This is a genomic window from Coprococcus sp. AF102-57 (assembly GCF_027686195.1).
GTDB classification, from domain to species: Bacteria; Bacillota; Clostridia; order Lachnospirales; family Lachnospiraceae; genus Allocoprococcus; species Allocoprococcus comes.
Genome location: NZ_JAQCSY010000002.1, coordinates 203,760 through 224,644, shown reverse-complemented (window position 1 = coordinate 224,644; position 20,885 = coordinate 203,760). Strand labels below are relative to the sequence as shown.

At 41.4% G+C, this 20,885-nt stretch carries 19 protein-coding genes; 12 read left to right on the top strand and 7 right to left on the bottom strand.

The features are described 5' to 3' along the window. Window positions 1–165 precede the first annotated feature (165 nt). Window positions 166–657 (top strand): DUF2798 domain-containing protein, encoded by a 492-nt coding sequence (locus PGZ10_RS02445; protein WP_270540607.1) that lies wholly within the window; start codon window positions 166–168, stop codon window positions 655–657. Window positions 658–924: 267 nt separating this feature from the next. On the opposite strand, the gene PGZ10_RS02440 is transcribed toward PGZ10_RS02445, so the two are convergent. Beyond that, the gene (locus tag PGZ10_RS02440) at window positions 925–2,289 is read right to left on the bottom strand and encodes an MATE family efflux transporter (protein ID WP_022220860.1); all 1,365 of its coding nucleotides are present in this window, start codon (window positions 2,287–2,289) and stop codon (window positions 925–927) included. A gap of 2 nt (window positions 2,290–2,291) precedes the next feature. Next, entirely contained in the window at window positions 2,292–2,735 is a 444-nt protein-coding gene (locus PGZ10_RS02435) for a MarR family winged helix-turn-helix transcriptional regulator (protein ID WP_055158520.1), read from the bottom strand. 285 nt (window positions 2,736–3,020) lie between these two features. Between PGZ10_RS02435 and PGZ10_RS02430 the strand changes: the two genes are divergently transcribed. Then, entirely contained in the window at window positions 3,021–4,571 is a 1,551-nt protein-coding gene (locus PGZ10_RS02430; RefSeq protein WP_270540605.1) for an L-glutamate gamma-semialdehyde dehydrogenase, read from the top strand. 206 nt (window positions 4,572–4,777) lie between these two features. On the opposite strand, the gene PGZ10_RS02425 is transcribed toward PGZ10_RS02430, so the two are convergent. Next, window positions 4,778–5,641 (bottom strand): YitT family protein, encoded by an 864-nt coding sequence (locus PGZ10_RS02425; protein WP_022220861.1) that lies wholly within the window; start codon window positions 5,639–5,641, stop codon window positions 4,778–4,780. A gap of 242 nt (window positions 5,642–5,883) precedes the next feature. On the opposite strand from PGZ10_RS02425, the gene PGZ10_RS02420 reads away from it, so the two are divergent. After that, entirely contained in the window at window positions 5,884–6,819 is a 936-nt protein-coding gene (locus PGZ10_RS02420) for a D-2-hydroxyacid dehydrogenase (RefSeq protein WP_270540604.1), read from the top strand. A 66-nt stretch (window positions 6,820–6,885) separates the two neighbouring features. On the opposite strand, the gene PGZ10_RS02415 is transcribed toward PGZ10_RS02420, so the two are convergent. The 3 genes from PGZ10_RS02415 to pepT all read right to left on the bottom strand — a co-directional run bounded on the left by PGZ10_RS02415 (window position 6,886) and on the right by pepT (window position 10,312). Further along, window positions 6,886–8,238, bottom strand: a complete 1,353-nt coding sequence (locus tag PGZ10_RS02415; protein ID WP_181988890.1) for a DUF4367 domain-containing protein — start codon at window positions 8,236–8,238, stop codon at window positions 6,886–6,888. Then, window positions 8,219–8,758, bottom strand: coding sequence for an RNA polymerase sigma factor (locus PGZ10_RS02410; RefSeq protein WP_118217458.1), 540 nt, complete (start codon window positions 8,756–8,758; stop codon window positions 8,219–8,221). The genes PGZ10_RS02415 and PGZ10_RS02410 overlap by 20 nt, the downstream gene beginning before the upstream one ends. Before the next feature lie 333 nt (window positions 8,759–9,091). Then, window positions 9,092–10,312 (bottom strand): peptidase T, encoded by a 1,221-nt coding sequence (gene pepT / locus PGZ10_RS02405; RefSeq protein ID WP_270540602.1) that lies wholly within the window; start codon window positions 10,310–10,312, stop codon window positions 9,092–9,094. 329 nt (window positions 10,313–10,641) lie between these two features. Between pepT and PGZ10_RS02400 the strand changes: the two genes are divergently transcribed. The 7 genes from PGZ10_RS02400 to feoB all read left to right on the top strand — a co-directional run bounded on the left by PGZ10_RS02400 (window position 10,642) and on the right by feoB (window position 17,928). Next, entirely contained in the window at window positions 10,642–11,226 is a 585-nt protein-coding gene (locus tag PGZ10_RS02400; RefSeq protein ID WP_118217460.1) for a 50S ribosomal protein L25, read from the top strand. Between the two features lie 283 nt (window positions 11,227–11,509). Then, the gene (locus PGZ10_RS02395) at window positions 11,510–11,668 is read left to right on the top strand and encodes a hypothetical protein (protein ID WP_008374277.1); all 159 of its coding nucleotides are present in this window, start codon (window positions 11,510–11,512) and stop codon (window positions 11,666–11,668) included. After that, window positions 11,665–13,005, top strand: a complete 1,341-nt coding sequence (locus tag PGZ10_RS02390) for a TrkH family potassium uptake protein (protein ID WP_270540601.1) — start codon at window positions 11,665–11,667, stop codon at window positions 13,003–13,005. Before PGZ10_RS02395 ends, PGZ10_RS02390 begins: the two co-directional genes overlap by 4 nt. Before the next feature lie 15 nt (window positions 13,006–13,020). Beyond that, window positions 13,021–13,674 carry a potassium channel family protein gene (locus tag PGZ10_RS02385; RefSeq protein WP_117556825.1) on the top strand — a complete coding sequence of 218 codons (654 nt, stop codon included), beginning with the start codon at window positions 13,021–13,023 and terminating at the stop codon, window positions 13,672–13,674. A 20-nt stretch (window positions 13,675–13,694) separates the two neighbouring features. Then, a complete protein-coding gene (locus PGZ10_RS02380; RefSeq protein WP_243002778.1) occupies window positions 13,695–14,762 on the top strand; it encodes a sensor histidine kinase in 1,068 nt (355 codons plus the stop codon). Further along, entirely contained in the window at window positions 14,752–15,453 is a 702-nt protein-coding gene (locus PGZ10_RS02375) for a response regulator (RefSeq protein ID WP_117556827.1), read from the top strand. Before PGZ10_RS02380 ends, PGZ10_RS02375 begins: the two co-directional genes overlap by 11 nt. A gap of 129 nt (window positions 15,454–15,582) precedes the next feature. Then, window positions 15,583–17,928, top strand: a complete 2,346-nt coding sequence (gene feoB / locus PGZ10_RS02370; protein ID WP_270540600.1) for a ferrous iron transport protein B — start codon at window positions 15,583–15,585, stop codon at window positions 17,926–17,928. 43 nt (window positions 17,929–17,971) lie between these two features. On the opposite strand, the gene PGZ10_RS02365 is transcribed toward feoB, so the two are convergent. Continuing rightward, window positions 17,972–18,871, bottom strand: a complete 900-nt coding sequence (locus PGZ10_RS02365) for a LysR family transcriptional regulator (RefSeq protein ID WP_008374293.1) — start codon at window positions 18,869–18,871, stop codon at window positions 17,972–17,974. A gap of 270 nt (window positions 18,872–19,141) precedes the next feature. On the opposite strand from PGZ10_RS02365, the gene PGZ10_RS02360 reads away from it, so the two are divergent. Together PGZ10_RS02360 and PGZ10_RS02355 are read left to right on the top strand one after the other, a co-directional pair. Next, window positions 19,142–20,263 (top strand): 5-methyltetrahydropteroyltriglutamate--homocysteine S-methyltransferase, encoded by a 1,122-nt coding sequence (locus PGZ10_RS02360; protein ID WP_270540599.1) that lies wholly within the window; start codon window positions 19,142–19,144, stop codon window positions 20,261–20,263. Between the two features lie 90 nt (window positions 20,264–20,353). Continuing rightward, the gene (locus PGZ10_RS02355) at window positions 20,354–20,878 is read left to right on the top strand and encodes a nitroreductase (protein WP_270540598.1); all 525 of its coding nucleotides are present in this window, start codon (window positions 20,354–20,356) and stop codon (window positions 20,876–20,878) included. Window positions 20,879–20,885: the final 7 nt, after the last annotated feature.

Here is a 20,885-nt window from a genome sequence, read left to right as displayed (position 1 = left end):
TTAAAAAATTGAGGTATTATAAATCTTGCTGATGTGGCATCATCTGGCATATGCCATGCAGGAAAAAGAATAGAATCTCGGTTATATTGGAAACGATACATTCCTCCGGAATGATGAACGAACAACACATTTTCTGTTACGCTTATTATGAAGGAGGATATTTTTATGCCAAAAAACAAATTTCAAGACGTTATTTTCACAATTATCATGGTGTTCGTGATGGTTTATACCATGATCTGTTACAACATTGCCCTCAACGTAGGAGGAATGAACAATCAGGTATTTTTAAATGCATTCCACGAGCTGGTCATCATGGGACCAATTGCATTCATCCTTGATTTCTTCCTGATTGGACCATTTGCAAAGAAAAAAGCATTTTCCATTGTTAATCTGGAAAGAGACAATGCCTTTCACCTGGTGATTGCCATTTCCGTAGTATCCGTCATAGGAATGTGCCCGCTTATGAGCTTCGCAGCAACCCTGCTCTTCAAGAATGCGGGAACCCAGTTCGTATCCGTCTGGTTCCAGACCACTGCAATCAACTTTCCGATGGCATTCTTCTGGCAGCTCTGCTTCGCCGGTCCACTGGTAAGAAAGATTTTCGCATTATTATTCCCGGAAAAAGAAACCAGGCTCGCTGACGGTCAGGAGGCCTAAGCCTATTAAATTAGGGTAAAGAGTAAATCTATTTGAATATATATCCCATTGTTTATGGCTCCAGTTCAACACCCGGTCAAAGAAGTAAAACTCAGTCAACAACGTAAATAAAAAATAATCCCTGGTAGATGCGTCTTTGCACGATGGAAACGAGACTTAATCAATTGTGGAAGCCATTGCTGACACAATTGATGCTTTGAAAGGCTCGTTGGAATGGTTCGTGCAACTTAGCAGCTACCAGGGATTATTTTTTATGCCCTCTTGCGACTACCCCTCAAGTTCTTTCAACACTTTCCTAAACTGAAACGTAAACAAAACCGTCGTGAAGGATACAGCCAGGAAGTCTGCAATCGGTTCAGCCATATACACTGCATTGGTCTTGTTCCCGGTCAGAATATGCGGCAGCAGATAGATCAGTGGCAGCAACAGGATAAATTTACGTGTAACAGCGACAGCAATCGAAGCCTTTGCTTTTCCGAATGATGTAAATGCCATCTGGCATGCGATCTGGATTCCGAAAAGCAGCAGGCAGGCACAGTAAATCCGGAGTGCTGATTTAGTAAAACCAAGCAGTGCAGAATCGGAAGTAAACATTTCTGCAAACACCTGAGGGAAGAGCATAATAAATGCCCACAGAATTGTGGAATAACAGAGGCTTGCTGTTAAAAGAAGCCTGAAAGCTTTTTTTACACGATCTCTGTTTTTTGCACCGTAATTATAGCTCAGGACTGGTTGTGCACCCTGTCCAAGACCCTGCAGTGGCAGCATTGCGAACTGCATGACACTGGTAAGGATCGTCATGGCACCAACTGCGATATCTCCTCCGTATTTCAGCAGAGAAGAGTTGAAACATACAGAGATGATACTCTCACTAGCCTGCATGATAAATGTGGCAAGCCCGAGAGCGACACAAGGAAGAATAATCTCCGGTTTCAGGATGAGATTCTTTTTCCGGATGTGCAGGATCGTCTTTTTTCCGCAAAGGAAAGAAAGAACCCAGATGCAGGAGACTGCCTGTGACAGAATTGTGGCAAGCGCAGCACCTCTGACACCCAGATGGAATGCAAAGATAAACAGCGGATCCAGAACAATGTTCATCACTGCTCCGATCAGAACAGAGAGCATACCTGTTTTGGCAAAGCCCTGTGTGGTGATAAACATATTCATGCCAAGGGTAAGCTGGACGAAAATAGTGCCGACAGCGTAAATGTTCATATAATTTACAGCGTATTCAATTGTATTTTCACTGGCACCGAAGGCAAGAAGAAAAGTACGGTTACCAAACAGCAGGATGACTGTCAGGATTATAGAAATCAGAATCTGCAGGAAAAAGCAGTTACCCAGAATATGTTCTGCAGTATTAAGATCATTTTTTCCCATTGCAATCGAAGCATGCGGTGCACCACCGCCTCCAACCAGTGCGGCAAAAGCGGAAATGATCATAATCAGTGGCATACATACACCGACTCCGGTAAGGGCAAGTGCCCCATTACCAGGAATGTGTCCGATGTAAATACGGTCAATAATGTTGTACAGCATATTGATGAGCTGTGCGGTGATCGTCGGAAGCGCCAGCCGGAACATCAGCTTTCCGACGGGTTCAGTACCCAGAAAATCTTTGTCTTTGTTCATGTCTAATAATCTCCTTTGTGATAAATAGTTGCTACGTTTGATGCCAGACGTTCATTCAGCGAGGCGAACATCTGGAATTCTTCTAATGAAAATCCGTCAAACAGATTGTGGTAAAAAGCAGACTGAAACGTGTCGATTGCTCCGGTAACATTTTCGCATGATGGCAGCAGGGAAAGATGCGTTTTCCTGCGATCCGTCTGGTCTGCTGTTTTTGAAAGAAGCCCCTTCTGACATAAAAGATCAACTGCCTGGGATACATTCCCTTTTGAGAGCATCCGTAGCTCGACGATATCACCTGCGGTATCTTTTGTGGGGTTATTATGTAAGAAAGCAATGATCTTAGCCTCGATCAGCGAGAGATCATACTGGCGGCATAATTCTTTCAACTTCTGTTCATGCATTTTACCAATTCGCTGCATTAATACAAGCAGATATGTAATGTTCATCCATACACCTCCGTTTTTTAATAAAAAAGAATGTGCCTTGACACATTCTCGTGCCGAGCGCAGTCACTTGGAAAAAAGTTCTAAAAAGAACCATTTAAATAATATCTTATATCAATTGAGATAAAATGTCAATAGAACGAAAATATGCAAGTTATTTGTTAAAATATAAACGGTATAATTGTATACGAAAATACATTTTTTTACTTTAACATATTGACGTGGGGAAAATTTGCTGTTACAATAATAAACAATTTATAGACCATAGTTCAAGGAGGACATAAGTACATGCTTACAGGATTTAAAAACGCAGTAGAAGTTGATTTCACATTGGAAGAAAATAAAAAGAAAATAGAAGAAGCATTCAAACAGGCTCATGCAGAAGCAGGTGCTGTTTACCCGCTGATCATCGGTGGAAAGAAAGTTGAGACAGAAAAGAAGATCGCTTCTGTGTCACCGGCTACAAAGGAAGTACTCGGATATGCATGCTCATGCAGCAAAGAACAGGCTGACGAGGCAATCAAGTCATCTTACGAAGCATTCAAAAAATGGAGCCTTACATCTGTAGAAGAAAGAGTACGTGTATTAAGAAGACTTGCAGCACTTCTGATCGAGAACCGTTTTATCATGGATGCATGGAATGTCCTTGAAAGTGGAAAGAACTGGGGAGAAGCTGACGGAGAACTTTGCGAACAGCTTGACTTTATCAATTCTTATGTAATGCATATCCAGAATCTGGAAAAAGGAAAAGAGCTGGTTCCTACAGATGAACTTACAAAATGCGTTTACATCCCGCTCGGTGTAGGTGTGGCTGTTTCTCCATGGAACTTCCCACTCTCACTGTTTGGTGGAATGATCGTATCTGCAGTTGTTACCGGTAACACGATCTGCTGCAAACCATCTTCAGACGCTCCGATCGTTGCATACAAATTCGTAGAACTCTGCCAGAAAGCCGGTATTCCGGCTGACGTAGTAAGTTACATTCCTGGATCAGGATCAGAGATTGGTGACTTCATCGTAGAACATCCGCTTACAAGATTTGTAAACTTCACAGGATCAAAAGCAGTTGGATGTAGAATCAATGAACATGCAGCCAAGATCGCTGACGGACAGAGATGGATCAAACGTGTTGTGGCTGAGATGGGTGGAAAGAATGCAATTATCGTAGATTCAACAGCAGACATCAAGAAAGCAGCAAATGGAGTTGCAAGCTCTGCATTTACATTCCAGGGACAGAAATGCTCTGCATGCTCAAGAGCAATTGTTCTGGCAGATGTATATGATGAGTTTGTAGATGAAGTTGTAAAATGCGCAGCAGAACTGAAGGCGAACCAGGGATCGGGCGAAAGCAATGCAGCGATGGGACCGGTTATCAACCAGGGCGCTTATAACAGCATTACCAATTACATCGAGATCGGACGTAAAGAAGGAAATGTTGTATTCGGTGGTACATACAGTGACGCAGAAGGATATTATATTGATCCTACTGTAATCCGCGATATCAAGAGAGATGCAAGAATTGCCAATGAAGAAATCTTTGGACCAGTCCTTGCTGTTATCAAAGTAGATTCTTTTGATGAAGCACTTGATGTAGCAAACCAGACAGAATATGGTCTGACAGGATCTGTATACAGTGAGACACGTGAAAATATCCAGAGAGCAAAAGTAGAATTCCAGGTAGGTAACTTATACTTTAATAGAAAATCTACAGCAGCAGTTGTACTTCAGCATCCATTTGGTGGATTTAACATGTCCGGAACAGATGCGAAGACTGGTACAGCAGATTATCTGACAAACTTCATGAACCTTAAATCAATCACAGAAGATCTGAATTCATAGGAAGAGCCGGACTTAAAAAAGGACAGGGAATCAGAGTGTGTATAAAAGCGAAGTATTGGCTTGGCAGATTATAGAAAAACCGGAGGCTTGTGTAAAAAGACACATGAGCCTCCGGTTTTTATTATCAGGAATTCTATTTTTGATGCAAAGTGTCCAACAAGTGATACGGATGATTTGCTTAGCTGTCTGAAAAAGCTGACCGCAATTTACTCATCTTTAAATCCTTCACCCACTACATCATTCGATTCCATGATTACAAGGAAGGATTTTGGATCAATCGTTTTGATCAGCTTGCGGATTCCGTACATCTGCTTATTGTTGCAGGCGCACATTATGATGTGCTTATCATCTTTAGAATAACTTCCCATACCATTTAAAATTGTAGAGCCGCGTCCGAGAACCTCATCGATTTTGAAGCAGATTTCAGTGCTGTGTTCGGGATCGGTTACGATCAGGGCAAGCTTTCCTTCATCAATTCCGTACATAACTTTATCCATAACAAGAGAGAGCAGATAGCTGACGATCAGACCGTAGATCAGACTGTCCACGTCACGGGATACAATTACGGTTCCGAGGATCACAATTACTGCATCCAGTGCAAATGCAATATTTCCAAGGGAAAGGTGAGGGTTCAGTGCTTTGATCGACATCATGATAAAGTCAGAGCCGCCGGTTGAAGAATCACGCATATAGATCATTGCATAACCAAGTCCGGAAAGGACACCGCAGCAGATGGCAGAAAGAAGTCTGTCACCCTGATAAACCGGGAACAGCGGTGCGATCACGTCCATGATTATGGAAGTAATAATGATCGTCCGGACTGAATTCAGGAAAAATCTGCGGCCCAGAAGCCGAAAACAACAGATGGCGATCGGGATGTTAAGAATCAGGGCAACAGTACCGATCGGCAGTCCAAACAACTGGTAAAAGATCAGGGCGATTCCGTTTACCCCTACCATCGGAAATTTTGCGGCGGCAGCAAAATTATAGACACCGACAGCGATCAGGATTCCTCCGATAATGTCAGTTGCGATATCTTTTGTAAGTTCCAAAGCTTTGTTCTGATTCATGATAATAACCTCCTTGATGTTGATGGAATGTGATTTATAAAAAGCAAAGGCTTGCCAGAAAGACCAAAAAAAACACCTGCTAATTATATCTGGATATAATCGCAAATGCTCTTCATTTCTTTAGTATACGCGCCATAGGATAAGGATGTCAACGGTTGTTTAGGTTGTATTCGTAAAATAAATTTGTTATGATAATGAACAGAAAAAGTTGCAAATTACAGTGATAAAGTGAGGGACAGATTATGAAAATAGTTTTTTTGGATGTAAAAACAATTGGAGAAGATATTGATCTTTCTGGATTTGACAGGTTTGGTGAAGTCGTAAAATACGATTTTTCTACATCAGAAGAAGTACCGGAAAGAGTTCAGGATGCAGATGTGATTATTTTAAATAAAGTACAGGTCAATGAGCAGACGATTGGAAAAGCAGAGAATTTAAAGCTGGTATGCGTGACGGCAACGGGGACCAACAATCTGGATAAAGAATATCTGGAAAAAAGAGGAGTTGCATGGAGAAATGTAGCTGGCTATTCGACAGAAACGGTGGCACAGCACACTTTTGCAATGCTTCTCTATCTGCTGGAAAAGATGCGTTATTACGATGATTATGTAAAAGAAGAGCGTTACATCAATGATACAATATTTACGCATTTTGCAGAGCATTTTACGGAGATCAGTGGCAAAACCTGGGGGATCATAGGTCTGGGAACAATTGGCCGGAGAGTTGCGGATATCGCAAAAGCATTTGGAGCACAGATTATTTATTACTCGGCATCAGGGCGTCCGGCGCAGGAAGGTTACGAACAGGTAGATCTGGATACATTGCTTGCAAAATCTGACATTATATCCGTTCATGCACCGTTAAATGAACATACAGAGGGCTTAATGGATAAAGCAGCATTTACAAAAATGAAAAAAACCTGTATTTTTCTGAATCTCGGACGTGGTCCGATCGTAGTCGAGCAGGATCTGTATGAGGCACTTGAAAATGACGAGATAGCTGCAGCCGGACTTGACGTACTTTGCCAGGAGCCGATGAGTGAGACGAATCCGCTGCGAAAAATAAAAGATAGCAAAAAACTGTTGATTACACCACATGTAGCATGGGCGAGCGTGGAAGCAAGGACAAAGCTGATGGGGATAATACTGGGACAGGTAAAAGAATATTTTCAAATTTAAGAAACCGGAGTTGGCGCATGGATTTTAGTGATATGCGGCAACTCCGGTTTTGTTTAAAATATTTGTTTACTTGTAAAGAGTCACAAACTGTCCAATCTGTCCGTCAAAAGAGGTATTGAGACAAAGCTGATCCAACAGATCTTCATCGACAATATAACCAAGATGGCAGGTGATGGTCTGTCCTTTTTCAAGACTGGTGAAAAAGTAATGATGGTCAGAGTTGTCGGAGCATACAGAGGCATCAAAATAAATTGGATAATTGATAACATCTTTGTATGTTGGATTATCGAACAATGCATTGTTATAATATCCGTCTGGATTTTCGGACGGAATGGTCAGATCATAATTTACACAGGATTCCGTATCGGAAAAAGGATTGTCGGATGGATTTGTAATCTCAAGAGTTACATATAATAATTTTCGATGAATCTGTGCAGTACCTGTTTGTGTATTGAGTGAGTCGGTTCCATTTCCGACCTGAATAATAGCACGATTATATGATATAAGATCTCCGTTGTCGTTAATCGAACCATCTGGAAGATTTTTACCATTATCAGTAAAGAAATCTGCGTTAAGTGAACGGATATTATCAAAAGCTTCTACTTTTTTAACAGTCATCTGATAGCCACAGGTTTCGTCGGTCCAGGTATCATTTACTTTAAGCCAGGTAGTCTGTAGTGCTTTTGGTGCAGCTGCATCTTCAGCTAATTCCGTTTTAAGTTCGGACAAAGAACCTGCAAAGGTAGCGTCAGAATCTGTAGCAGGCGTAAGTGTCACACCAGAAGCAATCTTTTTCGCTTCTTCATTGGTGATTGCATTTCCCATATTGATTTCAACAATATAGCCTGAATCCTGGAAGACGACGTAGGCATCCTTATCAAAGACTCCAGAAGAGTCGAAAGTCATCAGAACCGCATCATTTCCATTGGCATTAAATTCTTCACGAGAAGTCATATAGGAGTGCGAAAATGTAAAATCATCGGTATCCATCTTGTAGAGAGAAAATACAGTACCATGTGAAGAAGATTCTGTATCGGAAGGGACATAGTACTTGTCAGGTCCACGGTCTGAAGCAGCAATACTTCCATCAGGTAAATAAGTTGGAGTCAGCTTTACCGGAGAAAATACAGTATCTTTTGAGGTAGTCGTTAGAGAAAGATCACCGCTGTATGTTCCGGTACTGTTGTAATGCATTTGAAGCAGTCTGTCAGCTGCATATGCGGTTGCGGGAAGGAGGGAAAGGGCAACGATGGCAGCGGCAACACGGTAAAGATGGTTTCGATGCCGGTTATGTTCACTTTCCGAGACAGCATGCAGTAAGTTCTGCTTTTTTCGGTTATAGTTATCGGAAAAAGTGTGATCCATATTCATAGAATCAAATTCTTCAAGGCTTATTTGGTCAAATTTTTTGTTTTGCATACATATCATCTCCTATGATCAATCTGAGTTTTTTCAATGCTCTTTGCTGACGTTTCCGAACCAGAGATTCGCCGATTTCAAGGACGGAAGCTGTTTCTTTTACCGAAAGCTGGTGTACACAGCGGAACAGGATCACATCGCGATAAGAGTCGGGAAGTTTTCCAAGGATCTGCTCAAGGACAGAGTCACCGGCAAGACGGCTGACCAGCTTCATAATATCATCACGCTCATCAGCAAAATCCATATCTTTGATTGGAACCGTTGCATTGGACGTTATTTGATTTTTCCGGTACTGATCGAGGGAAGCACTTTGAATCGTCTGAAGAACATAGGACCGTGTTTTTTCATCTTCCAGATCCCGAAGCTTTCGTATATTCTTAAGCAACCGTACAAAAGCATCCTGCACCGCATCTTCAGCCTGCCACTCATTCCTCAGAATCGAAAAAGCCACCGCATACATCTTCTGCTCATACAACTCATACAATCGTTCCAACTTCTCACTGTCAGAAAACTCACGCATATAAAAATAACACCTTCTTTCATATCTTTATTGAACGTTCTATAAATAAAGACGAAATACAACCCTGAAATGTGACACTTTGAATAAAATATCCATTTAATGTAAAAAACAACAGCATAAAAATAAAGCTACATAACATAAAACTGAATAACCTGCAATATGGACATCCTAACCAAAAAAATTCACTTGAGCCTGGAACTCTTATCCATATATAAAACTTTTCGACAGTACAAGAAGAAATAATACAATAGGGATCACAGACCTAGATGCTCTTGGATTCCGAAACGTCTGTGATCCCTATTGTATTATTTCTTCTGTCCGTCAGACAACCCTTTACATCTCCGCGTATAATTTCACAAGTTCAACCACGATATCCACAGCCTTGTCCATTCCCTCCGCCGTGATGTGTTCATATGGTCCATGGAATGCATGTCCCCCTGTTCCGAGGTTCGGGCAGGGAAGTCCCATAAAGCTGAGCTGGCATCCGTCTGTTCCGCCGCGGATTGGAAGCACAAGCGGTGCAACACCCGCATTTTCACAGGCTTTCTTTGCATTCTCAATCAGATGCATGCATCCGGCAATAATCTCAGCCATATTCTGGTACTGGTCAGTAATCATAAGCTTCACAGTGCCTTCTCCCCATTTTTCATTGAGGTTCTTCTCAATATGGCGAAGAGTTTCTTTTCTGGCTTCAAACAGATTCTTGTCATGATCTCTTACAATATAATGAAGCTCTGCTTTTGCCACATCTCCACTCATACCGGTTAAATGGTAGAATCCTTCATAATCCTCCGTTTCACGCGGGATTTCAAGTCCTGGAAGCATGTTATTGATTTCAGTGGCAACCAGGCACGCATTGATCATCGTATCCTTGCTGGAACCGGGATGCACAGCAAATCCTGTAATTTCAAAATCTGCCTTGCATGCATTGAAGTTTTCATATTGAATTTCGCCTTCGGTATCGCCATCCAGAGTGTAGGCAAACTGTGCACCAAATTTTTCCACGTTAAAATGATCAGTTCCACCACCGACTTCTTCATCTGGTGTAAAAGCGATTGAGATCGGTCCATGAGGAATATTTTCTTTGATCAGGGCTTCAGCCATGGTCATGATCTCAGCAACTCCGGCTTTATCATCGGCACCAAGAACGGTTGTACCGTCTGTTGTGATCAGGGTGCATCCGGCAAGAGATGGAAGATGCGGAAAATCTTTTACGGTAAGGGTACGTCCACTTGTGCCAAGCGGCAGATCACCGCCATCGTAGTTCTTGTGTACGACCGGGATGATGTCATGGTCACAGTAATCGGAAACGGTATCCATGTGTGCGATAAATCCGATAGATGTTTTATTCTCGTATCCCGGTGTGGCAGGAATCTTTCCGTATACATAGCAGAATTCATCCAGACTTACGTCAGAAATCCCGAGGGCAGTCATCTCATCTGCCAGAATACGTGCCAGGTCGAACTGACACTGGGAAGAAGGAGAAGTCGTACTGTGTTCATCACTTGGAGTACGGACTACTACATAATTTAAAAGTCGTTCATATGCTCTCATAATCAAACCTCTTTTCATTAACATTTCTTATCCGAGTATAGCATTTTGCAGGTGAATATGCAATTGTGGCAGCAGGTTCTTTTTTGGTGTGAAATTTAACATAACGTAAGAAAAAACCAAGGGATGAAAATGTGAAAATTTTTGAAAAATGAAAAAAGTAAAAAATAAAAAAATTGCACAAAACAAATAAAAAAGTTTGAAAAACAGCAAAAATATTGATCAAAAAAGATGTGATTTTGGTTAATCTTGATAATCCATGAGTGCTATAATACAGCTGTAACAAGGAAATAGGTACTTTACCAGAAGTCAGTGATTGGAGGAAAAGATAAATGAATACTTTAAAAGCTGAAAAAAGAAACATGCAGACAAAAGCCAAAAAACTCAGAAGAGAAGGTTATGTAACCGGCAATGTATTCGGACGTGAGATTGAAGGCTCCATTCCGGTACAGATGACACAGAAAGAAGCGGAAAAGTTCCTGAAAGCTAATGGCAAAGGAAGCCAGATCATGTTGGATTTGGACGGAGAGCAGATGGATGTGCTGGTAAAAGAAGTCGATTATGATTCTATGGGTTCAAAAGTACTTGAAATAGATTTTCAGGCACTGGTAAGTGGAGAAATGGTACATTCCGTAGCAGAAGTTGTGATCCACAATCAGTCAAAGGTTGTCACAGGTGTTGTGGAGGAACTGCTTGGTGAAATTGAATACAAAGCACTTCCATCGGCACTTGTTGAAAAAGTAATTGTTGACGTTGGAGATTTGAAGGTTGGAGAAACCATTAAAGTCAAAGACCTTGACATCGCAAAGGATAAAGATGTCAAACTGATCACAGATCCGGAAGCAGATGTAGCAGGTGTGGCTGCCGTTCATAATGATGTTCCGGAAACAGATGAGGAAGAAACAGCAGCTGAATAAAAAGATTTTGTAAAAAAGGCGGACGCTTTGCAGAAAGAACTGCAAAGTGCCCGTTTTTTGCTTCATAGAAAATCCCGAAGGAACTTCCTATGAAACAAAAGGCACTGCGTGCCGGAGATGCACATTCTTTCTATTTAATGAAATTCCTAATCCCATTTTTCAGCAGAAAATCATAACGGAATATTTACATAAAATCAGGAATCTTTATACAATCTTTATACTAAAAATACTATCATTGATTTACAAAACAGGAGAGGAAAAACAGTGAGAGGAAGGAAAGGTTATGTTCGAGATTGAGAGTATTATTTTATTTACAGGGATCCTGAGCTTTCTGCTGATCGCCGGATTGCATCTGATGCGTGAACTCGACATTTTTCTGAAGAAGGATAAAAAAGAGAGAGAGGAAGAAAGATATAGAGGAGAAAGGAAACGAAACAAATGACAGTAATATATAAAAAGATGACACAGACACAGATGATTGTTGTCGGGTATTTGTTGTTGATCCTTTTGGGAAGTATTCTCTTAATGCTTCCGGTTTCATCAAGGGATGGAAATATGACATCTTTTGTAGATGCATTATTTACCTCGACATCCGCATCCTGTGTGACTGGGCTGGTTGTACAGGATACATATCTGCACTGGTCTTTTTTTGGACAGCTTATCATTTTGATCCTGATCCAGATCGGCGGTATGGGATTTATGACAATTGGTGTCTGTGTGGCGATTCTGTTAAGAAGAAAGATAGGGCTTAAAGTCCGTGGAATTTTGCAGGAGAGTATCAATAGTATTCAAATTGGTGGAATTGTAAAGCTTACGAAGAAGATTATAAAAGGAACACTTTTTTTTGAAAGCATTGGAGCTGTATTGCTGATGATCCGGTTTATTCCGGAATTCGGAATAGGAAGAGGAATCTGGTACGGGATCTTTCATTCTATATCAGCCTTTTGCAACGCCGGGTTTGACCTTATGGGAGAAAATGGTGCCTATCAGTCACTGATCAGATATTCGGATGACTGGCTGGTAAATACAGTGATCATGCTGCTGATTATAATCGGTGGAATCGGTTTTTTGGTGTGGGATGATCTGTCTGTGAAAAAATTTCAATGGAAAAAATATCATCTGCATACAAAGATTGTATTATCAACAACAGGTTTTCTGATTATAGGAGGAGCAGTTTTATTCCTGATACTGGAAAAAAATAATGTACTGGCAGGGATGCCTGTGAAAGAACAGATACTCTGTTCTTTATTTCACTCGGTGACAGCCAGAACGGCAGGATTTAATACAACCGATACAGGAGCGTTGACGGAAGGCAGTAAACTTGTTACTATGATTCTGATGTTCATAGGAGGAAGCCCGGGATCTACAGCAGGTGGAATTAAGACGACAACCGTAGTGGTTCTTATTGTATTTGTGCGTGCAAATCTGATGGAAGCAGCCGGTTGTAATGTATTTAACAGAAGACTGGATGAAACTGCGATCAGAAAGGCCAGTGTTGTAATGTGTACGAATTTGTTCCTTATACTAACAGGAACGATCTTCATGGAAATTATGCAGCCGTTTTCTTTGTCGGATGTGATGTTTGAAGTCTTTTCTGCAATGGGAACAGTGGGAATGTCTGCGGGAATCACAAGAGATGTATGTATGGCATCAAGAATGGTGCTGGTATTTCTGATGTTTTGCGGAAGAATAGGAAGTCTGACATTTGCGCTTTCATTGAAAGGGCACAGACATGAAGCACCGATCCGGAAACCGGTAGAAGAAATTACGATAGGATAGAATAAGGAGTAGAAAATGAAATCAGTATTGATTATTGGACTTGGAAGATTTGGTCATCATCTGTGTATTGATATGGCAAATCGGGGAAATGAGGTAATGGTCATCGATAAAGATGAGAAAAAGACACCGGATTTGTTGGAATACGCAACAGCAGTACGGGTAGGGGACTGTACAAATGAAGAAGTATTAAGAAGTCTTGGAGTAGGAAATTTCGATCTTTGCTTTGTGTGCATCGGATCAAATTTCCAGAGCAGTCTGGAGATAACAAGCCTGGTAAAAGAGCTTGGAGCCAAACATGTTGTCAGTAAGGCAAACAGGGATATCCATGCAAAATTCTTATTGAGAAATGGAGCGGATGAAGTCTTTTATCCGGATCGGGATATTGCAGAGCGACTGGCTGTAAAATACAGTGCAAATCATGTTTTTGACTATTTTGAACTCAGTAAGGATTATTCGATTTTTGAAATCCAGCCGAAGGCTGCATGGATCGGGCGGACGATAGAAGAAGCGGATATAAGGGCAAATTATCATATAAATGTATTTGGAATAAAGAAAAATACAGAGGTGGTGGTCCTTCCGAGAGCGGATTATGTGATGCATGAGAAGGATCATCTGCTTGTAGTAGGTCTTACAAAGGATATTGACCGTCTGCTTGCAAGTATAAAATGATGAATGATGGGGGAAAGAAAATGACAAAAAAGAGAGTAAAATATATGGTGCAGTCGATTGCGATCATGGCGGTTGCAACATTTTTGTCTTTTTTTCTCCAGAGTTATGGAATTCGAAAAGAAAATATTCTGATGATCTATATTGTGGGTGTACTGGTCATAACAGTTACAACTACCGGTTATCTGTATGGAATGATGGCTTCTGTATGCAGTGTGCTGCTGTTTAATTATTTTTTTACAGTGCCGGTGCATACATTTGCGATGACGGATCAGAATGATGTGGTACGTCTGGTATTTTTCCTTATCACAGGATTCATTTCCGCAAGTATTATGGTACGATTTCATAATCAGGTGCGTATTGCAGAGGAAACAAGGGCACAGATGGAAAGAGAAAAGCTGAAAAGCAATATGCTGAGAAGTATATCCCATGATTTCAGGACACCTTTGACCGGAATTATGGGAGCTGCAGGACTCTTAAAAGAGGCGGATGAGTTGGATGCCGGAGTCAGAAAGGAACTGGCAGGAGAGATACAGGAGCAGTCTGTATGGCTGATGCGCCTGATGGAAAATATTTTGAATATGACAAAGCTGGAAAGTGAAGAATTTGAGATCCGGAAAAACCAGGAAGTAGTGGATGATCTGATCTATGAAGCCGTATCACATATCATAGGACTCCGGGAAAAGAGGAGGTTTGAAATTAAACTTCCGTCGGAGCTGATTGTTGTAAATGTAGATGGAAAACTGATGGTCCAGGTGCTGGTCAATCTTCTGGATAATGCGATGAAGCATACAGGGGAAAATGGATGGATCTGTATAGAAGCCAGATATGATGCAGGGAAAGTGTGGATCCGTGTCGAGGATGACGGAGACGGGATCCCGGAAGATCTGAAAGAAAATATTTTTGACGAATTTATTACAAGGTCAGATGAAAAAGGGGACAGACAAAGAGGAATCGGTCTGGGACTGGCTATATGTAAAGCGGTAGTAAATGCACATGGTGGAAATATTTATGCAGAGAACAGAAAAGAAGGCGGAGCAAGGTTCATGTTCTGGCTGGAGGCAAGGCAGGTAAGTACAGATGGCAGATAAGCATAAAATTTTAATTGTGGAAGACGATAAATATATTATTAACTTTATCTCGATGAGTCTTAAGAAAGAAGACTATGATTTTGTGATTGCGAAGACATGTGGAGAAGCAAATGCACTGTTCTATGCAAACAGACCGGATATGATCATTCTGGATCTTGGACTTCCGGATGGTGACGGGATTGAGATTATAAAAAGTGTAAGAGAGATCTCGAAAATACCGATCATTGTGGTCAGTGCAAGACAGGAAGAGGAAGAAAAAATACAGGCACTGGATCTGGGGGCAGATGATTATGTGACAAAACCGTTTTATATGGGCGAACTGCTTGCCAGAATCCGTGTGGCGCTCAGAAAGAGTAACCAGATTCCGGAAGAAAAGAAAGAAAAAATCTTTCAGTGTGATTATCTGAAAGTGGACTGGGAAAAACATCAGGTATCGATTGATGAGAAAGAAGTTCATCTGACCCCGATGGAATATAAGATTTTGAAATTATTGATCGACAACAGGGGAAAGGTACTGACACATAATTATATTCTCAGCCAGATCTGGGGCAGTGCACAGGGAGTAGAAGCAGCCAACCTGAGGGTGTTTATGGCAGCACTGCGAAGGAAGATAGAAAAGGATCCCGGAAATTGCAGATTTATTCTGACAGAAGTCGGAGTAGGGTACCGGTTTAGAGAGGCTGTGGAATAAAACAATTTGCAGGCGAGGAAATTAGCTAGAAAAAACGAATGTTATTCTTGAATGACTACCTACAGGACTGATATGATAATGATATAAATTATCAATAAATGGTTTTTGCCAAAGGAGACAGATAGAGGAATGACATTAAAAGAATTACAAGTCGGAAAGACAGCTACGATTCTTTCCGTAGGAGGAAATGGTGCACTCAGGCAGCATTTTCTGGATATGGGATTGATCCAGGGAACAGAAGTAACGATTGTAAAATATGCGCCGATGGGGGATCCGGTTGAGATCAGGATCCATGGTTATGAACTTACGATCCGTCTGGAGGATGCCGGACAGATTGAAATTACGCCGGCCCATGAGCCACATTATAAGAAGAAGGAAGGCAGACAACCGTTAGGAGATGCACAGCATCCGGGGTATGGAGAAGCAGGCATTTTTCATGAGAAGAAAACAGAGCATCCGTTACCGGAGAATACGACACTTACGTTTGCATTGGTTGGAAATCAGAATTGTGGAAAAACAACGCTGTTCAACCAGCTGACCGGATCGAATCAGCATGTGGGAAATTTTCCAGGTGTTACGGTTGACAGAAAAGACGGTGTGATCAAGGAACATCCCAATACCCGTATTACCGATCTTCCGGGAATTTATTCTATGTCTCCGTATAGCAGTGAGGAAATTGTTACAAGAGAATTTCTGCTTCAGGATAAACCGAAAGGAATCATCAATATTGTAGATGCAACCAATATTGAACGGAATATGTATCTGACGATGCAGCTTATGGAACTTGAGATCCCAATGGTTGTTGCGCTGAATATGATGGATGAGATGCGTGTGAACGGAGGTTCTGTGCGTGTGAATGAGCTGGAAGCATTTCTCGGAGTACCGGTTGTACCAATCTCGGCAGCAAAGGGAGAAGGAATTGCGGAACTGGTAGAACATGCACTGCATGTCGCAAAATATCAGGAAGCACCGGAGGAAGTGGATTTCTGCTCTGCTGAAGGTCAGGAAAGTGCGGTTCACAGATGCATTCATGCGATCATGCATCTGATTGAAGATCATGCAAAGGAAGCAGGGATCCCGGTCAGATTTGCAGCAAGCAAACTGGCAGAGAATGATGAGCTTGTCCTGGAAAAATTAAAGCTGAGCCAGAATGAAAAGGAACTTCTGGAACATATCAATCTGCAGATGGAAGAAGAATGCAAGGTAGACCGTTCATCGGCAGTAGCGGGAATGCGTTTTAACTATATCCAGCGTGCCTGTGAAGATACGGTCTTAAAGCCACATGAGAGCAGGGAGCGGGTGCGAAGCAGGAAGATTGATCAGGTTCTGACAGGGAAATATACCGGGATTCCGGCATTTATCGCAATTATGGGACTGGTATTCTGGCTCACATTTAATGTGATCGGAGCATTTTTGCAGGATCTTCTGCAACAGGGAATTGACCAGGTGATTGTAGCCTGCAGTCAGGCACTGGATGCGGCAGGAGTCAATGGCGTATTAAAGTCACTGATTGTAGATGGAATCTTTCAGGGGGTTGGAAGCGTGCTGAGTTTCCTGCCGATCATTGTTACACTGTTCTTTTTCCTTTCGATGCTGGAGGACAGTGGATATATGGCAAGGGTTGCGTTTATTATGGATAAACTTTTGCGAAAGATTGGTCTTTCCGGAAGAAGTATTGTACCGATGCTGATCGGATTTGGATGTACAGTACCGGGAGTTATGGCGAGCCGGACACTTTCTTCAGAGCGTGATCGTAAAATGACGATTATGCTGACTCCGTTTATGAGTTGTTCAGCAAAACTTCCGATCTATGCATTCTTTACAGCGGCGTTTTTCCCGGGGAAGGGTGCAATTGTAATGATTGGTCTCTATTTCTTCGGAATCCTGATGGGAATCCTTACTGCACTTGCAATGAAAGGGACGATGTTCAAAGGAGAACCTGTTCCGTTTGTTATGGAGCTTCCGAATTATCGTATGCCGGGAGCGAAAAATGTTGGTCAGCTTCTCTGGGAAAAAGCAAAGGACTTCCTGCAGAGAGCATTTACCGTTATTTTTGGTGCAACGATCGTGATCTGGTTCCTGCAGAGCTTTGATCTGCATCTGAATATGGTGACAGATTCACAGGCAAGTATCCTTGCAACGGTAGCAGGTATGATCGCACCTGTATTCATTCCACTTGGATTTGGTGATTGGAGAATATTAACGGCACTGATTTCCGGATTTATGGCAAAAGAGAGTGTTGTCTCCACTCTTTCGATTTTGTTTGGGTCAACAGCAGCACTGACAGCGGTGATAAATACAGCCGGTGCAGCAGCACTTTTGATTTTCTGTCTTTTGTATACACCGTGTGTGGCAGCGATTGCTTCTATTAAAAGAGAACTTGGTGGTAAATGGGCGATTGGTGTTGTGATCTTTCAGTGCGTGATTGCATGGGTTGCTGCATTTATTGTGCATGGAATTGTATGTTTGTTTTAAAACAAAAACTTCTGGAAACAGGAAAACTGCTTCCAGAAGTTTTTTATTGCAGATATTTTTTCAAGGCATCCAGATAAGTTGTCCCTAATCTGCTTAACATCCTTTTTTTATGTGTAATATACCCAATCCGCATATCACTTTCGTCAGCAAGAGGAACGGCAATAATATCTTTTCCATTCAACTTTTTGTCAATTACACCACTGCATACTGTGTATCCATTTAGCCCGATCAGAAGATTAAATAAGGTGGCACGATCCCGTACACGGATATTTTTTTTGCGTTCAGATACAGAAAAGATTTCTTCTGAAAAATAAAAGGAATTGTGTTCACCCTGTTCAAAGGAAAGATATGGATAATCGTCCAGTTCTTCATTGGTGATTATTTTGTGATCGGCGAGAGGGTGACGTCTGCTGATAAATACATGTGGTTTAGCAACAAACAGCTGATGAAAAATAAGTCCGTTGGATTTTAAAATTTTTTCCAGAACCGTTTCATTAAAATTATTTAAGAAAAGAATTCCAATCTCGCTGCGCATTTTTGCTACATCTTCGATGATTTCGTATGTCTGGGTTTCGCGGAGACTGAAATCATATTCATCCTGTCCGTAGGTTTTGATCAGATCGACAAAGGCATTGACAGCGAAAGAATAGTGTTGCGTGGATACACAGAATTTCTTTTTCCCGCCGGAAGTTCCTTTGTATTTATCTTCGAGAATAGCGGCCTGTTCCAGCACCTGTCTGGCGTATCCTAAGAAATCTTCGCCTTCTTTTGAAAGGATGATCCCTTTATTAGTCCGGAGAAAAATGGTAATCTTCATTTCTTTTTCCAGTTCACGGATTGCGTTTGTCAGGCTTGGCTGGGAAATATAAAGACGATTTGCGGCTTCGGTAATTGTTCCTGTTTCAGCAACAGTTACGACGTATTTTAATTGTTGAAGAGTCATATTTTTCACTTTCTATAAAGAATATTGTTTTTGGGTTTGGGATATCAGAAAAGTATCTGGAAAATGTATCTTAGCGGAAAATACTTCTGACCAGATATCCTGGTAATATTGTAGCATGGAAGCAGGGAGCGTGAAACATTTTTTTGATATTGCTATAGTTTTAAACTATGGCAAACTGCATTTTTTTTGTATTTTTCAGATGCAGAATACTCTGCTATACTTTCAAACATAAAAGACAGACAGTACGAAAGAGAAAAGGAGAGCTATATTATGAGTAAAAATACACCATTTCGTTATGATTATGTAGGAAGTTTTTTAAGACCGGAAACACTGAAAAGAGCAAGAAGAGATTTTGAAGAAGGAAAGATTTCAAAAGAAGAACTGACAAAAGTAGAGGATGCTGCAATTTTAGACCTGGTAGAGAAGCAGAAAAAAGCAGGATATCATGTGATCACAGACGGCGAGTTCAGAAGAGCAACCTGGCATCTTGATTTCATGTGGGGATTTAACGGGGTAGGACATGAGCCGACTAAGACCGGACTTCCGTTCCACGGTGAAGCTGCAATGATCGATGATACTTATTTGACTGGAAAAATTTCCGTAGATCAGCATCCATTTGTAGAACATTTTAAATTTGTAAAGGCACTGGAAGATGAAAATACAGTAGCAAAGCAGACGATTCCGGCACCGGCACAGTTCCTGGAACAGTTTATTATGCCGATGTACATTCAAAATACGAATAAGTATTATCCGGATGTGGAAGAACTGGCAGAAGATATCGCAAATGGATATAAGAAAGTTATTCGTGACCTGTATGATGCGGGCTGTAGAAACATTCAGTTGGATGACTGTTCATGGGGAATGTGTGTAGATCCACATGCTACAGCAATTTTCGGAACAGATGAAGCCGGACTTCAGAAAATCATGGAACAGCTTCTTGCTATCAATAACCGTGCAATTGAGGGAGCGCCGGAGGATCTGGTGATCAACACTCATGTATGCCGTGGAAATTTCCATTCTACTTATGCAAGCAGTGGTGCATATGACCGTGTGGCAGAAGCTTTATTCGCCCGTGAAAATGTAAGTGCATATTATCTGGAATTTGATGATGCACGTTCTGGTGGATTTGAGCCGTTGAAGAGTATAAGTGGTGATAAAAAAGTGGTTCTCGGTCTGATCACAACCAAGTCACCAAAGCTGGAAGATAAAGAAGACGTAATTAAGAGAATCCATGAAGCAGCGAAATATGTCCCGCTCGACAGACTGTATTTGAGTCCACAGTGTGGATTTGCTTCCTGTGAAATCGGAAATAAACTGACAGAAGAAGAACAGTGGAAGAAGCTTGCACTGGTAAAAGAAATCGCGGAAGAAGTCTGGGGCGAAGAAAAATAAGCCAGATATAAAAATTTAATAAATAAGATACATACAGCTCCTTTCAAATCGTGCTACAATAGAAGCAGATTTGAAAGGAGCTGAAAATTTATGAATGAAGTAATCAAAAATATGGAAGAACGCAGAAGTGTCCGTGGATACAAACCGGATATGATCAGAAAAGAGGATCTGGATACGATCATTGAGGCCGGAACTTATGCGGCAACGGGAATGGGAATGCAGTCACCGATCATCGTGGCAGTGACGGATAAAGCAACAAGAGATCAGCTTTCAGCAATGAATGCAAAAATTATGGGAACCGATACAGATCCGTTTTATGGTGCACCGGTAGTTCTTATTGTACTTGCAGATAAGGCAAGACCGACATATCTTTATGATGGAAGTCTTGTGATGGGAAATCTGATGAATGCAGCGCATTCGCTTGGAATCGGAAGCTGCTGGATCCACCGGGCAAAAGAAGAATTTGAATCCGAGGAAGGAAAGGCTCTTCTGAAAAAATGGGGAATCGAAGGAGACTATGAAGGAATCGGTCATTGCGTACTTGGATATGCGGCAGTAGAACTTCCTGCAGCAAAACCAAGAAAAGAAAATTATGTCTATTATGTAGAAGCATAGGAGTGTG

Excerpts from the sequence above, each read along its gene's own strand:
- PGZ10_RS02400 (WP_118217460.1), top strand. The coding sequence starts at position 10,642 with ATGAATACTTTAAAAGCTGAAAAAAGAAACATGCAGACAAAAGCCAAA.
- pepT (WP_270540602.1), bottom strand. The coding sequence starts at position 10,312 with ATGAGAGCATATGAACGACTTTTAAATTATGTAGTAGTCCGTACTCCA.
- PGZ10_RS02410 (WP_118217458.1), bottom strand. The coding sequence starts at position 8,758 with ATGCGTGAGTTTTCTGACAGTGAGAAGTTGGAACGATTGTATGAGTTG.
- PGZ10_RS02355 (WP_270540598.1), top strand. The coding sequence starts at position 20,354 with ATGAATGAAGTAATCAAAAATATGGAAGAACGCAGAAGTGTCCGTGGA.
- PGZ10_RS02380 (WP_243002778.1), top strand. The coding sequence starts at position 13,695 with ATGACAAAAAAGAGAGTAAAATATATGGTGCAGTCGATTGCGATCATG.
- PGZ10_RS02385 (WP_117556825.1), top strand. The coding sequence starts at position 13,021 with ATGAAATCAGTATTGATTATTGGACTTGGAAGATTTGGTCATCATCTG.
- PGZ10_RS02425 (WP_022220861.1), bottom strand. The coding sequence starts at position 5,641 with ATGAATCAGAACAAAGCTTTGGAACTTACAAAAGATATCGCAACTGAC.
- PGZ10_RS02430 (WP_270540605.1), top strand. The coding sequence starts at position 3,021 with ATGCTTACAGGATTTAAAAACGCAGTAGAAGTTGATTTCACATTGGAA.
- PGZ10_RS02445 (WP_270540607.1), top strand. The coding sequence starts at position 166 with ATGCCAAAAAACAAATTTCAAGACGTTATTTTCACAATTATCATGGTG.
- PGZ10_RS02415 (WP_181988890.1), bottom strand. The coding sequence starts at position 8,238 with ATGCAAAACAAAAAATTTGACCAAATAAGCCTTGAAGAATTTGATTCT.
- PGZ10_RS02435 (WP_055158520.1), bottom strand. The coding sequence starts at position 2,735 with ATGAACATTACATATCTGCTTGTATTAATGCAGCGAATTGGTAAAATG.
- PGZ10_RS02375 (WP_117556827.1), top strand. The coding sequence starts at position 14,752 with ATGGCAGATAAGCATAAAATTTTAATTGTGGAAGACGATAAATATATT.
- PGZ10_RS02440 (WP_022220860.1), bottom strand. The coding sequence starts at position 2,289 with ATGAACAAAGACAAAGATTTTCTGGGTACTGAACCCGTCGGAAAGCTG.
- PGZ10_RS02390 (WP_270540601.1), top strand. The coding sequence starts at position 11,665 with ATGACAGTAATATATAAAAAGATGACACAGACACAGATGATTGTTGTC.
- PGZ10_RS02360 (WP_270540599.1), top strand. The coding sequence starts at position 19,142 with ATGAGTAAAAATACACCATTTCGTTATGATTATGTAGGAAGTTTTTTA.
- PGZ10_RS02395 (WP_008374277.1), top strand. The coding sequence starts at position 11,510 with ATGTTCGAGATTGAGAGTATTATTTTATTTACAGGGATCCTGAGCTTT.
- PGZ10_RS02420 (WP_270540604.1), top strand. The coding sequence starts at position 5,884 with ATGAAAATAGTTTTTTTGGATGTAAAAACAATTGGAGAAGATATTGAT.
- feoB (WP_270540600.1), top strand. The coding sequence starts at position 15,583 with ATGACATTAAAAGAATTACAAGTCGGAAAGACAGCTACGATTCTTTCC.
- PGZ10_RS02365 (WP_008374293.1), bottom strand. The coding sequence starts at position 18,871 with ATGACTCTTCAACAATTAAAATACGTCGTAACTGTTGCTGAAACAGGA.